Here is a 13,553-nt window from a genome sequence, read left to right as displayed (position 1 = left end):
ATTATTCTGGTCTTATTTCGAGCGTAATTTTCACCATCGTACCAGTTCCGGGTTTAGAGTTAATATCAATGGATCCGTTATAGAGGCTTAGCCTGTTCCGGATGCTGCTAAGCCCCGATCCTGAGGTAATATCTCCCGGCTTGCCGATCTCGAAACCCTTTCCATTGTCGGAAACTGTTAATTCAACATTTTTGTTTTTTTTCACTTCAATAATGATCAAACTTGCTCCCGAGTGCTTCATGGCATTATTGACCAGTTCCTGCAAGATTCTGAAAATATTAGATTCCACAGGTAAATCCATCCGCTCGTTTAGCCTCATAAGCTTGGTTTTGATGATCATCTTCGGCGTGGTTAAGCGACTGGCCATTTCCTCTATAGTCGCCCGGAGCCCAAAATCACTCAGGATAGCCGGTGCCAGTTCGAAAGAGATATTCCGCGTTTCTAAAACGGCCATATCAAGCAGTTTATAAACGCCCTTCAGTGCTTCTGCCGCATTGTCCGAATCCAATAAAGTGCCAAGCTTTATCCTAATGCCGTATAACAGCTGGCTCACACTATCATGCAAAGCCTCGCTGATCCGCAAACGCTCATTTTCTTCCGCGTGAATAGTTGCCAGCGCTATATTCCTCTGCTGCTCGTGTTTAACGCGGACAGCTTCCTGTTCAAGGTCTTTTTTTGCAGTAATGTCCATCATGATCCCCACAAACCTGTTTGGTTGTCCGGGTTCGGTGATCACATGTCCGCGGATGCTGGCAAAGCGCGTATTACCGCTCTGGTTATCAAAGCGGCAAACCAGATCAATAGACTTCTGATTATTAAGCGCGGTGCGAAACTGCTGATCGACAGCAAGGCGATCGTCCGGGTGGATGAGCCCAATAAATGTTTGATACCGGCCGTCAAATTTACCTCCGGGTATGGCACAGGTTTGATAATTAAACTCATCCAGGTAAAACTTCATGGTATCCAGTTCCAATTCCCAGGTACCTGATGATGAAGCTTCCAGGGCCAACTCCAACCGCTCTTTTGTTTTGGCCAATACCTTTTCCGCCTCAACCCTTTCGGTAATATCCATAACCGCGATATCGCATTGAAGCGGTAAATTCCGTACGGTGTTAACCATTATGCCTTCCATCTGCACGTAAAACACACAACCTCTTCTGGACAACATTTTTAACTGGCGACTTTGCTTTCTTCCGCTGTTCAAAATTTCACGAAAAAAAAGGTGATAAGTATCCCGGTATTCGGGGGCCACGAAACTTTGCAGCCTGTTGCCGATAATATTACCCTTACTGGTTTCCAATAGCGAGATGCCCGCATTGTTCACTTCACTAACCAGGCCGTCTTTATTAAGGATATAATAGCCAATTGGTGCGAGGTCGTAAATTCCGGAAAATTTGAGATGTTGCATCTCCAGTTTTTCATTGGCTACGCGAAGCTCATCGTTCTGCATTTCCAGTTCGGCCTGGTGCAAATGCAGTTCTTCCAGCACTTTTTGCAGGCGCATTTCATTAAGCGATTTCCCGCTTACTTCTGTTAACAGATCATTATGCGCTGCTTTGACTTTCATTGATCCTTAATACGATTAAAGGCGTTGTTTCCGTTTGCTCGAAAAATGGGCGGGCGTTCAGCTGGTATATTTTAGGCTGCCTGGTTTTGGTAGTTACGGCTGCTGATACTTCCTTCCGTTCATTTAAACACTGGCTTAACAACAGTTCGGCCTCTTCTGTTTTCCATAGTTTCTTTAAAAGCTCCGCCGCGTTTTTTCCCTGAAGATCATGTTGGGTTATTTTAAACAACTTCAGCGCTGTTCCGTTCGCACTTATAATAACAAAATTCTTGTTCATTTGAATGGTAGCCTCCGGAAGATCATTTAAGATGGATGCGGCATAATCTTTCAAAACTTCAAGGTTTGATTCCATAAGCTTAAAGTCTGTTATTTGAGTAAGGGTTAATACAGCACCCGAAATGTAGTTATCGAGGGTACGATAAGGCATGATCCGCACGCGGTACCATTCGTTATCCCTGGTACGCAAGTCTGTAACCTTAATGGTCAACTTATCAATCACCTCACGGATTTCATCCTCATTTATAGGTTTTTCGAAGTTAGATACCACATGACTGATAGGCCGCCCAACATCGCTTGCGATGAGGTTGAATAAATGGCGCACCTGCGGGGTGTAGCGGAGGATATTCAAATCATTATCAAGAAACAGCGTACAAACTTCCGTTGCGTCCAGCAGGTTTTTCATATCGTTGTTCAGCCTGGTCAGTTCTTCCGCTTTTAACTGGTACTGGCTATTCACGGTCATGAGTTCCTCGTTTAACGACTGCATTTCTTCTTTCGTGGTCAGCGATTCCTCATTGGTGCTCTGCAATTCTTCGTTAGTGCTTTGTAATTCTTCATTACTTAGCCTGAGTTTTTCCATCGAGCTTTCCATTTCCTCAACAGTAGTGTTTAGCTGCTGCTTGGTATAAACCAATTCTTTTTTTAACGCCTCAGCCATTGCATCTCCGTCCGATGACGACAGATGTTGCGCTTTTTTACTTACTTCTATCAGTCCATGATCTTCAAATACAAATATTACCAGCGCAGGCATTTCATGCTCCCGTACAGCTGTAGCCCGTATGCTTACCAAGTGGCTATATTTGCCATCTTTTAAGGTGATATGTTCTCTTACCTGTGTATCGCCGCTTTTAAGCGCCTGCTGTAAGCTACTGGATAAAGCGTATTTTAGTTCCTCGCGGGCCAGTTTTAAAATATTATTCGCTACTGTTTCGCCGCGGGGCAGTTCCAGGTATTTGCCGGTATTGCCGTTATTATATAGGATATCACCCTTTTCGTTAACCAGCACCGAAGGCGGCAGAAATTTGTCGATCAGTACTTTATTAAAAATATCTGTAAAAGAACGTTTTTGCTTGGTGGTACTCACTTCATGAGGTTTTACTGTGTGTAAAGGTTGTTTGGATGCCTGGTAGGGAAAGTCGATCATATCACGCAGCGCGATGTTACCTTCCTGCCGCCCAAATAATTTCCATTTAGGATCGAGCGAACGAAACAGGTCAGTAAAGCCGCCTATCGTTTCGGCCGGTCCCATGAACATAATTCCGCCTGGATTAAGGGAATAGTGAAACAAGGGGATGATCTTTTTTTGAAGCTCCGGTGTAAAGTAGATGAGCATATTTCGACAGCAAAGCAGGTCGAGTTTGATGAATGGCGGATCTTTGATCAGGTTCTGCTGCGCAAATACCACAAGGTCTCTCAGTTCTTTTTTTACACGATAACGGTCGTCCTCGCGGGTGAAAAAATTCTTCAGGCGAGCGGCCGAAACTTCGGCTACAATGTTTTCGTGATAAAGGCCGGCTCGTGCATGCTCCAAGGCGGCCGGATCAAGATCTGTAGCGTAAACCTGAACCTTCGGCATAATTATCCGTTTGAGTTCTTCAAAGCATTCCACCAGCAGCATAGCAACAGAATACGCCTCTTCGCCGGTAGAACAGCCCGCTATCCAAACGCGAACGGGCTCATCCACTTTTTTTCGCCCTATCAGTTCTTTCAGCAACTGTTTTAAGGATTCAAAAGCCTCGGCGTCCCTAAAAAACTTGGTAACCCCTATCAGAAGTTCATTGAACAGATTATCAATCTCTTCCGGGTTATCCTTAAGGTATGCCGCATAATGCGCGTAATCTGTAAACTGGTAATAGGCTATCCTGCGTTCTATCCGGCGTGTAACGGTAGATTTTTTATACAGCGCAAAATCATTACCCGTTTGAGAACGCAGCAACATCAATATTTTGTTAATGGCATTATTGTTTTTTAATGACATCTTCAGGTCGTCATCCACTTCTTCCGCTATTACGGGATGGTTCAGGTATTGAATGATCTTTAACGGCATTTCTTCAGGGGCAAGCACATAATCAATCAGGTTGGTGCCTATCGCTGCCAGGGGCATGCTGTCGTAGTCCGCGGTTTGCGGGTCCTGGGCTATCGTCATGCCCAGATTTTCCTTGATCATCCGGATGCCGGTTTCCCCGTCAGCACCCATTCCTGATAAAATTACAGCTACCGATCTGTTCCACTGATCATTAGCCAGGCTTTGAAAAAAATAATCGATTGGTTGCCTCACTCCCTCCGGTTTTGACGCGGCTAACAGCAGGAGTTTACCATTATGGATACCCATATCTTTATTGGATGGGATGATATAAATGTGATCCGGCCCGATTGCCATGCCATCGGTGGCTTCAATTACCGGGATGGCGGTATAACGCTGCATCACTTCAGAAAGCTGGCTTTTGTGCAGCGGATCAAGGTGCATAATGATTACAACGGCCATACCGCTATCAGCAGGCATGTTTGCAAAAAACTTTTCGTAGGCTGAAAAAGAACCCGCTGAACCGCCGATGGCAATAACCGGAAACGATTTTGACTTTTTACCGCCGGCCTTTACCCGCTTTTTTTTTTGAGCTATTTCCGGTACGACAGCTTTTCTTGATTTGACCATCTGGTTTCCGCCTGGTTTGATTTGTAAGGTTAAAGGTAATTAAATTCGACAGCAATCTGCTATCCATGCTGTTTAAAGCAAGCTATGAAGGCAGGTCGCTTTTAGTAGCCTTATCATCAGCGAGTAAAATTGCCCTGATCCTTTCAATATGAACCTGCGACAAAGCGGCGCGTTCTTCGGCAGAACGTGCGGCGGCTCCTGTTTGTCCTTTGGCGAGCGTGGTGAGCAAATTTCGCCGCTCCTCAAACATCCGTAACGCCACCCACATCGTTTCCTCAATTTTATTAGTTTGCTCGGCTACCAAACTTGCCGCGGTGTAAGCATGACCGGTATGGCAGCGGTACCGTAAAAATGAGCCTTCTTTTATTTTCCACAGCACGCCGCCACAACCTGGGCAGTTAAAGGGTACCTGATGGCCCAGTTCATTTACTGCGGCAAGGTCGCTAAGAACACGCTCGGCTATCCTAACTTCCAGTTCAATATCCTTCGGAATCTTCACTTGCTTTTTTGCCGGGGCTGCCAATATTTTTGTGAGCGCAGATCCCATTTTTGCTATCGGCAACCGGTAGATAGTTTTTACCTGGTTCAATGCGTTTTGCGGCATATCCGGGTATTCCGCGTCGTTAGGGTCCTGTATGATACAGGTACCTCCACATCGTTTAATGGCAATAAGGCCAGCTGTGCCGTCGTCCAGATATCCGGTAAGTACGATGCCGGTTACACGGTTGCCAAAAGCAACCGCTGCAGAACGGAACAAGGGGTCGATGGCCGGCCTTGATCGGTTTTCCTGCGCCCCTTTTGTTATCTGCACCTGCCCGCTTTTAGATACCATCAGGTGATGATCGGATGGCGCCAGGTACACCTTTCCGTTTTCAAGGGGAGCATCTTGCGTTGCATGAACGCATTTAAGCTCAATACTTTCATTTAATGCCTGCAAGAGGGCATCGCCGGAAGCGTCGCCGGATATATGTTGTACAATGAGTATAGGTGCCGGAAAATCTATCGGGAATTGTTGCAATAATTTTATGGAAGCGCTCATGCCACCGGCAGATGTACCAATCACGACTATTTTACCACTTTCCGGTCTGAATATCTTTGATATTATTTTCATTTATTGAGTTGAGATAAAGCTTCTTTAGCTGAGTCGTAGGCTATCGCTTTCATCCAGGTATAAATTCGCTCTTTGTCTATTTCGTAATCAGGTATCGAATGCCAAATTTTTTTAAACGTTTCTTCGAGAACCCGCTTTGCCAGCTCCTTGTTTCGTACTATGCGAATAATACTCAGGAAAAGAAAACCCGCATAAGTATCATATAGTATTTCCGCAGCATTTTTTTCACCGCGTTGTATCAATAGACAAAGTTCTGCATCGGAGATCCTGGTTTTTTCCAAATACGCTATCATACGCCTTTTCTATCCGGCACTTCTTCAAAATCGCTGGTTCTGCCCAACAACCTGAAATACATAGCTACAACCTCGGTAATTTTTATCATGCCTGAAGGATCATCTAAAAAGCGGGTTTGAAGTTTGCCTTCCACACAAATCAATTTGCCTTTTTTTAACACCTTAAACGCATGCTCCGCAACACCGCGCAACATCACAATATTATGGCACTCAGTATGCTCGGTTTTGACTCCGTTTTTTATTATACGCTCTGCAGTAACCAATTGGAAACTTGTAATAGCAATATCGTTGTTGATATAACGAAGTGCCGGCTCTTCTCCAACGTTCCCTACCAGCATAACTTTGTTGATCCCTCCCATTGTTTCGATGAAATTAATTGATGTACCGTGCAGCTATCTGGACGAATAAGCTCCGGTCTGCTTTTGATTCGTCGAAATTTTCTTTCAACAACTGCTGGATCTGCTTATTAGGCATTTTTATAGAAGCCATTTGTAACAGTTGAAAGGAAGCAAGTTCTACACTTTCAATAAGAGACAGGTAAAATAATAGCGATAGATCACGTAGTTCAGCTTCTTCCTTTTTATGATAGATACCTGAAAAACCTGATTCCATAAAGCCTATCAGTTCTTCGCAGTTTTTTAAAGAAGGCACTTCGTCAAGGAGCGTAAAAATCTCTTCAATACGGGCAACCTGTTTGCCAATATCTTCCCAGGTCTCTAAAATAGCATGTTTCAGATCCTGGAAATGCACATGTTCCGTAAGTTCGGGCAATCGCTCAAACAAATGCGATTTAGCACAGAAAATCCGGTTCAAATGATTAATGAAAAAGATGCGAAGCTGATCCTGATTTAATACAGGGCCGGATGTTTTTTTATCGTTTGTGGGATCATTCATTACAGGCTGTTGATTTGGATAATTAAGTTACTGTGGTTATTGATTTAGGTTGGCATTTTTATGTGGCAGAAAGTAACGTTCATAAAACTGCTTCTTGTTATCGCGGTACTCGGTGACCGCACCCAGCCAATTCATCATCCTGATATAATACCAGGCCAGATCAACCTGGTGTGGTTTAAAACCACTACGGGCACTTTTTGGATATAAATGATGGTTGTTGTGCCACTCGCCTGCTACCAGACCTGGCCATAACTGGTTGATTGATTTATCGTTTTGATTATAATCCGTCCCCTCGCGTTGTTTATCCTTCCCTTTGGCGTGGCCGTCATAATTAAAAGTGCGCACCCCAACCGCCCAGAAGCCAGCAGCTCCAAACAGGCAAAACGCAAGTGCATTTCCACCCACCAGGTAAAATGCCCCATACCAGAAACCCCAGTTCAGAATCCAGGATAATACAGCCCTGTAAGGATTAACGTACGAGCCCCATTGCTGGTATTGTGCATAGGTGTTGGCTTTTACTCCTGTATGTTTCATGAGAGACCGCACCCTGTTATAATCGCCTTCGCTCAGATCTTTAGCGATCGGCTGATGGTTAACATCGGCCAAAAAGCAATAAAGAAAACCGGCCTGCGCATTATAAGGGTCGCCGGGTTGATCTGATTTAGAATGGTGAACATGGTGGGAGATCACATAAATTTCTTCGGGGATCACATTAATGGTGAGATTTTGGGTAACAAAGCGCCAGAAACCGTTACGAAATTTATAGGCTCCATGGGTACAATACCGGTGATGCCAGATGGTACCGTGTGTGCCCATAATGATCATGCCGTATACAAACGCCGCCAACAGTGTCCACCAACTTAGATAATATGCCAAGAACATCACAAAAAAAACCGATAAGCAAATCACTTTTATCCAGCTGAATGCCGGAAGCCAGTTTCTACGGGTCCTAAAAAGATTTAACCTGGAAAAAAACTCTTTTAAAATTTGTCCGGAGGTTGGTTTAACCAGGACCCCGGCAGGATCTTTCCAACCATACGATGGAATTTGCAATACATGATCTAAGAATGGCATTTTGCTTTTTAGGTAAACGAAAAAAAAACACAGTTTCCCGCTTTTGCCAAAGTTCGGCTTAGGGATTTTTACATCGATGTATAAAAACACATATCAACCCGGATAAGTACTCGATATTTTTTCAAAATAGCCGTTTCGATTATCATTGACTAACAAAATCATCTCTTCCTGTAATTGCGTAAACTACGTTAAATGATCGTGATAACTACTGAATTTCAAACTAACTACAGCAAGAATAATATAACAGAGTATTGATTTTCAAATACTTAATAAATAAACCTTTATATCCGCATACCTATTTTACCATCTGCTCGGGAGATGCTAAAAACTGCATGAACAGTGTCCATGTTATTTAAGCTGAAAGCAAACAGGTTAGAAACTACAAAGTATGTACACATTAGGAATAAATGCCGTTTTTCACGACTCGGCGGCATGTTTATTAAAAGATGGACAACTAATCGCAGCTGCGGAGGAGGAAAGGTTCACCCACTTTAAACATGGCAAAAGGCCGGTACCATTTTCAACCTGGGAATTGCCCTTTCATGCCATTGATTACTGCCTGCGCGTAGCCGACATTCATATCAACGATATAAATCATGTAGCTTATTCATTCGATCCTTATCTATTGGTTGGCGAACAATACCGTGGTAAATCAACCATAGAGATACCATTTGAAAACGGCGGAAAAATTGATAACAATGATTGGTTGAACGTATGGGACCCGCTGTTTTTATCTTCCATTATGAACGCGCGCGCGCAGCTTAATGATGGTTATCCTCATCATCTTCAAAAACGCTTTATAGGCGCAAATATAAAACCGGAGCAATGGCATTATGTAGAGCACCATGTGGCCCACGCCGCCAGTGCCTTTAACTGCTCGCCCTTTAATGAGGCCGCGGTAATGACCGTTGACGGGCGTGGCGAACTGGCTACAACAACTTATAATTTTGGCAGCGGGCAACAGCTAACGCGCATAGGCCAGGTGAATATGCCGCACTCTTTGGGCTTGCTTTACGAACAGGTTACAAACCACTTGGGCTTCTTGCACTCCTCTGACGAATACAAGGTAATGGCTTTGGCCTCCTACGGCAATACCGATTTTGTAAAGGATTTTCGGGAGATGATCACCTTGAGCGCTAATGGTCAATACACTATTACCAATCAAAATTTCACAGAACGATTTGGACCGCAACGCTTGAGCCATCATGAATTTACATCCCATCATTTCAATATCGCGCATTCACTGCAATTGGTAGTAGAGGAGACTTTGCTGGACATCAGCAGTTGGCTGCAAAAAGAAACCGGCTCCGGAAATTTATGCATGGCAGGCGGCGTGGCGCTTAACTGTGTGGCCAATGCGCGTATAAGAGATGCCAAAGTATTTAACAATATCTGGGTGCAGCCGGCATCCGGGGATGATGGTACCGCTTTAGGTGCCGCATTATGGATAGACGCACAGCAGCGAAAAAGCAATCAACGTGAGTTTGTGATGGACCATGCCTATTGGGGGCCGGAATACAGCGACGATGAAATTGAAAAATTCATGAAATGGTGCAAATTGCCATACCGCCGCATGGAAAATGTTGCCGAAGAAACGGCTGAGGTGCTTGCACAGGATAAAATTATAGGCTGGTATCAAAACAGGATGGAATTTGGCCCAAGGGCTTTGGGTAGCCGCTCCATACTGGCCTCGCCTATCAATCCCGATATGCAGGCACGCTTGAACGAAGTTAAGGATCGGGAAGATTTCCGGCCTGTAGCACCGGTTGTGCTTGAAGAGGAAGCCGGCAACTGGTTTGAAGGTGCCGATTATTCGCCTTTTATGTTATTTATATACGATGTAAAAGCGGATAAAGCCGACCGGATCCCTGCTGTGCGACATACCGATGGCACAGCACGGATACAAACAGTGAACGAACAGCAAAACAAAAAATACTATAATCTGCTAAAGGCCTTCTATCGTAAAACCGGCGTTCCTGTACTGATTAATACTTCGTTCAATACGCTTGGTAAACCTATAGTTTGTACACCACGCGATGCCATTGAATGTTTTTGGAGTTCCCCCTTTGATGCTTTGATCATTGGTTCATTTATAATTGAAAAAAATGCAGATATCAGTAGTAATCCCAACATACAAGCGACCACAATTACTCGGAAAATGCCTGAAAGCGCTTCAGTTGCAGTTGCTGAATAAACAGGAATTTGAGGTATTGGTAATAAGCGATGGCCCCGATCAGGAGACCGAAGCAGCCGTGAGTGAATTTAACGGACTACTGAATATCCGTTATTTCTGCCTGCCGGATAAAAAAGGACCGGCCGCTGCCCGAAACCTCGGCTGGCTTACCGCCAAAGCTGCTGTTGTGGCATTTACCGATGATGATTGTCAGCCCAATAGTACATGGCTTAACGCCATACTTGCAGAAGCTGATCCCACCAGAGAGCAGGCATTTACCGGTCGTGTTATTGTACCGAGGGGCAAGCGCCCTACCGACTACGAACTTAACACAGCTGGCCTGGAAACCGCCGATTTTGTTACCGCTAACTGTGCCTGTACAAAACTCGCCCTGTTTATTACCGGCGGTTTTGACGAACGGTTTAGCATGGCATGGCGTGAAGACAGTGACCTGGAATTCAAACTGATCTTCCATCATATTGATATCAAAAAGATCAATCAGGCAACTGTAGTTCATCCTGTACGCCAGGCAAGTTGGGGTGTCAGCCTGAAAGAGCAAAAGAAAACCTTATTTAATGCATTACTTTATCAAAAATTCCCGGCACTTTACCGTGTTAAAATCCAATCCAAGCCCCCTATTTTATATTACCTGATCATTGCCTGTTTTATGGTTTTTATCATCGGGTTATTCTCAAATGCTTCTCTGCTTATAGCATTTGGGGGCATGGGTTGGTTAATACTCACTACTTATTTCATCGCCAGGCGATTGTACCGTACCAGCCGTTCGCTCAGGCATGTGGCTGAAATGATCTTTACATCGTTACTCATACCTATTTATTCCATTTATTGGCAATGGTATGGGGCTTTTAAATACCGCGTATTATTTATTTAAACATGAAATTACCTGTTCAGGAAATAAAAAAAATTGGCATTTTCAGGGCGCTCCAATTGGGCGATCTGTTATGTACCATCCCTGCTATCCGCGCGCTGCGACGCGCTTATCCGCATGCTGAAATTATTTTATTAGGTTTGCCATGGGCAAAAGGCTTTACCAAACGCTTCGATCACTATTTTGATCGCTTTTTCCATTTTCCCGGTTATCCCGGGTTGCCGGAACAGGATTTCGACGTAAAGATATTTCCCGCTTTCATTGATCGCATGCAGGCAGAACAATTTGATCTGTTGTTGCAGATGCAAGGCAGTGGCTCTGTTGTGAACCCCATGATGGAATTATTTGGCGCACGGCATGTCGCAGGATTTAAAACCGATGGACACTACGCGCCGGATAACGGGCTCTTTTTAGATTATCCAAACTACGGCTCTGAAATAGACCGACATATCGCTTTGATGGAGCATTTGGGCATCGCCAACCTGGGTAATGAGCTTGAGTTCCCCCTATCAGAAGCAGACCTGGTGGAGTTGGGCCAATTAAACCTACTGATAGAACCGCAGCGATACGTTTGTATCCACCCCGGCTCACGAGGATCATGGCGGCAATGGCCGGTTAACTATTTCGCAGCACTTGCCGATTTTTGTATCGACCAAAGTTACCATGCGGTAATTACCGGTACAAATGATGAAACGGACATTACCAATGCTGTGATCAGTCAGATGAAAAACACCGCTATCGACACCACCGGAAAAACATCGCTGGGTGCGGTTGGTGCATTGATCAGGGATGCTGCCTTGCTTATTTCAAATTGCACCGGTGTATCACACTTAGCGGCTGCGTTTAAGACACCAAGTGTAGTGATCAGTATGGATGGTGAACCACACCGCTGGGGACCATTAGATACCTACCGTCACCGCACTATCGATTGGCTGAAAGCTCCGGATTTTCACGTTGTATATCGTGAAACTGTCGACCTGATACAACAGGTGGCCTGATCAGGCCGATCACGCGATCTACAATAATCGCAGGTTGGGGCATCGGTGCCGGATCGCTGTAAACGATATCATCGACCTGACGGATGACGCCATTTTTACTTTTCAATCCATCAGGTACAGGAAACTCCATTACCGCGCTGGGCACCATCCAAGGAGTGTGTTGCGGATTGGTTTGCGCATATAAAACAACTACCGGTGTGCCAACCGCCGCGGCTATATGAGTTACGCCTGTATTGACTGATAACAATAAAGGAGTATGACAAACAAGGATGATCAATTGTTTGATTGAGAATAATCCCGCTACATTATACGCACCCAGACCTATTTTGCGCTGCAAACGGTTTATGAGTTCTTTTTCCCCGACCGAACCGGTGAGTAATACCTGGTAGCCTTGTGATATTAATTGCACCGCAGTTTCAATCCAAAGTCTTTCTGGAAATTGTCTTTTTATTTCACTCACCCCGGCATGAAGGGTCAACCATGGTTTATCAGGGTCTAATCCTGTTTGTTTCAACTGATCTGCAATTGAGGGCCAGTCGGCATCGTTGACTGTTAGTTTCAAACGCTTGTCGATGTTTGCATCACAAACATAGTTAGCCAGTTTTAAATCCCGTTCAACCTGGTGGGTAATATATTGAAAAGGTTCTTCGTCCGGCACCCAATCACTTATCAAACCATACGGGTTTTCGCGGCAATAGGCCAGTACTCTGGATATTCCTGCCTGGTAAGCGATCATCGCCGAAGGCAGCGGATTTTGACTGTAAACCGTAAAAATCACTGCGGCATCAAAATTATATTCTTTAAGCCCCCCAATTAACTTCAACAAGGTCTCTGGTCCTTCAGCATTAGCAGTTTTGACCCATGGCAGATCAAAAATTATAGTATCATCGATCTCGGGCATAAATGGTGCCACGCCCGCTGCCATAGATGATGTTAATACCGTGATTCGGGCGTCTAACCCTTGCTTAAGTTTGCGCAATGCAGGACCGCTCATGATCAGGTCGCCCATATTATCAGGGCGGATACATAAAATATTTCTAACGCTGTTCCAGCCCGACATCTGATAAATTATAATTATAAATGTACGTTGCAGCTTCATTGATATTGCTGCAACTAAATTCCGGCTGCCGGTATGGCCCGTCAAGCCATTCGGTTTCATTTCCGTTATCAATTAAAATACTATTACATCCTGCACGGTTCCCGGCTTCCACGTCGTTAAGGATATCTCCTATCATCCAGCACCGGCCAAGATCAAGTTGATGCTCCATGGCGGCGCTTTGCAGCATCCCTGGCATTGGCTTGCGGCAATCGCAGCTGATGTTGTAACCGTCAGCGGTTCCTTGCGGGTGATGGGGACAGTAATAAAAGGCATCAAGCCTGATGTCCTCCGCTTCAAACAATTCATACAAGCGTTTTATCGCCCACAAGAGCTGAGCTTCGCTGAAATATCCCCTTGCAATACCGGATTGATTGGAAACAAGGATTAGCTTGTAGCCTGTTGCGGCCAATATTCGCAAGCCCTCTATACAATGCCCAGTTAGGGTTATCTTATCAGGGTCGACATTATAAGGGATATCCGGTATCAGTGTGCCGTCTTTGTCTAAGAAAATTGCTTTATTCAT

Annotated in this window: 12 protein-coding genes; 3 read left to right on the top strand and 9 right to left on the bottom strand. The window is 44.7% G+C overall.

Annotated elements, in window-relative coordinates; translation table 11 throughout:
* Position 1: 1 nt before the first annotated feature.
* The 7 genes from MTO98_RS15245 to MTO98_RS15215 form a co-directional block, all read right to left on the bottom strand.
* Complete coding sequence (locus MTO98_RS15245) at positions 2-1,567, bottom strand: PAS domain S-box protein (protein ID WP_243487481.1); 1,566 nt, start codon at positions 1,565-1,567, stop codon at positions 2-4.
* Complete coding sequence (locus MTO98_RS15240; protein WP_243487480.1) at positions 1,545-4,499, bottom strand: CheR family methyltransferase; 2,955 nt, start codon at positions 4,497-4,499, stop codon at positions 1,545-1,547. The genes MTO98_RS15245 and MTO98_RS15240 overlap by 23 nt, the downstream gene beginning before the upstream one ends.
* Positions 4,500-4,581: 82 nt before the next feature.
* Positions 4,582-5,610 (bottom strand): chemotaxis protein CheB, encoded by a 1,029-nt coding sequence (locus MTO98_RS15235; RefSeq protein WP_243487479.1) that lies wholly within the window; start codon positions 5,608-5,610, stop codon positions 4,582-4,584.
* Positions 5,607-5,903 (bottom strand): RNA polymerase sigma factor, encoded by a 297-nt coding sequence (locus tag MTO98_RS15230; RefSeq protein WP_243487478.1) that lies wholly within the window; start codon positions 5,901-5,903, stop codon positions 5,607-5,609. The genes MTO98_RS15235 and MTO98_RS15230 overlap by 4 nt, the downstream gene beginning before the upstream one ends.
* Positions 5,900-6,262 (bottom strand): single-stranded DNA-binding protein, encoded by a 363-nt coding sequence (locus MTO98_RS15225; protein WP_243487477.1) that lies wholly within the window; start codon positions 6,260-6,262, stop codon positions 5,900-5,902. The genes MTO98_RS15230 and MTO98_RS15225 overlap by 4 nt, the downstream gene beginning before the upstream one ends.
* Before the next feature lie 13 nt (positions 6,263-6,275).
* Complete coding sequence (locus MTO98_RS15220; RefSeq protein WP_243487476.1) at positions 6,276-6,797, bottom strand: DUF892 family protein; 522 nt, start codon at positions 6,795-6,797, stop codon at positions 6,276-6,278.
* Between the two features lie 36 nt (positions 6,798-6,833).
* A complete protein-coding gene (locus MTO98_RS15215; RefSeq protein WP_243487475.1) occupies positions 6,834-7,871 on the bottom strand; it encodes a fatty acid desaturase in 1,038 nt (345 codons plus the stop codon).
* Positions 7,872-8,259: 388 nt separating this feature from the next.
* On the opposite strand from MTO98_RS15215, the gene MTO98_RS15210 reads away from it, so the two are divergent.
* From MTO98_RS15210 to MTO98_RS15200, 3 genes are read left to right on the top strand one after another with little or no spacing between them, the layout of a single operon-like run.
* On the top strand, positions 8,260-10,065 hold the full coding sequence (locus MTO98_RS15210) for a carbamoyltransferase C-terminal domain-containing protein (RefSeq protein ID WP_243487474.1): 1,806 nt from the start codon (positions 8,260-8,262) through the stop codon (positions 10,063-10,065).
* Positions 9,977-10,936: a glycosyltransferase family 2 protein gene (locus MTO98_RS15205; RefSeq protein WP_243487473.1), complete on the top strand. Its 960-nt coding sequence runs from the start codon at positions 9,977-9,979 to the stop codon at positions 10,934-10,936. The genes MTO98_RS15210 and MTO98_RS15205 overlap by 89 nt, the downstream gene beginning before the upstream one ends.
* A 2-nt stretch (positions 10,937-10,938) precedes the next feature.
* Complete coding sequence (locus tag MTO98_RS15200; protein WP_243487472.1) at positions 10,939-11,931, top strand: glycosyltransferase family 9 protein; 993 nt, start codon at positions 10,939-10,941, stop codon at positions 11,929-11,931.
* Here MTO98_RS15200 and MTO98_RS15195 read toward each other — a convergent pair.
* Positions 11,855-12,991 (bottom strand): glycosyltransferase family 9 protein, encoded by a 1,137-nt coding sequence (locus tag MTO98_RS15195; RefSeq protein WP_243487471.1) that lies wholly within the window; start codon positions 12,989-12,991, stop codon positions 11,855-11,857. The genes MTO98_RS15200 and MTO98_RS15195 overlap by 77 nt on opposite strands.
* Positions 12,969-13,553 (bottom strand): HAD-IIIA family hydrolase, encoded by a 585-nt coding sequence (locus MTO98_RS15190; RefSeq protein WP_243487470.1) that lies wholly within the window; start codon positions 13,551-13,553, stop codon positions 12,969-12,971. Before MTO98_RS15190 ends, MTO98_RS15195 begins: the two co-directional genes overlap by 23 nt.

The organism is Mucilaginibacter sp. SMC90, assembly GCF_022811725.1.
Taxonomy (GTDB): Bacteria; Bacteroidota; Bacteroidia; order Sphingobacteriales; family Sphingobacteriaceae; genus Mucilaginibacter.
The sequence above is the reverse complement of the archived record's forward strand: the minus strand, read 5'-3'. Positions and strand labels throughout refer to the sequence as shown.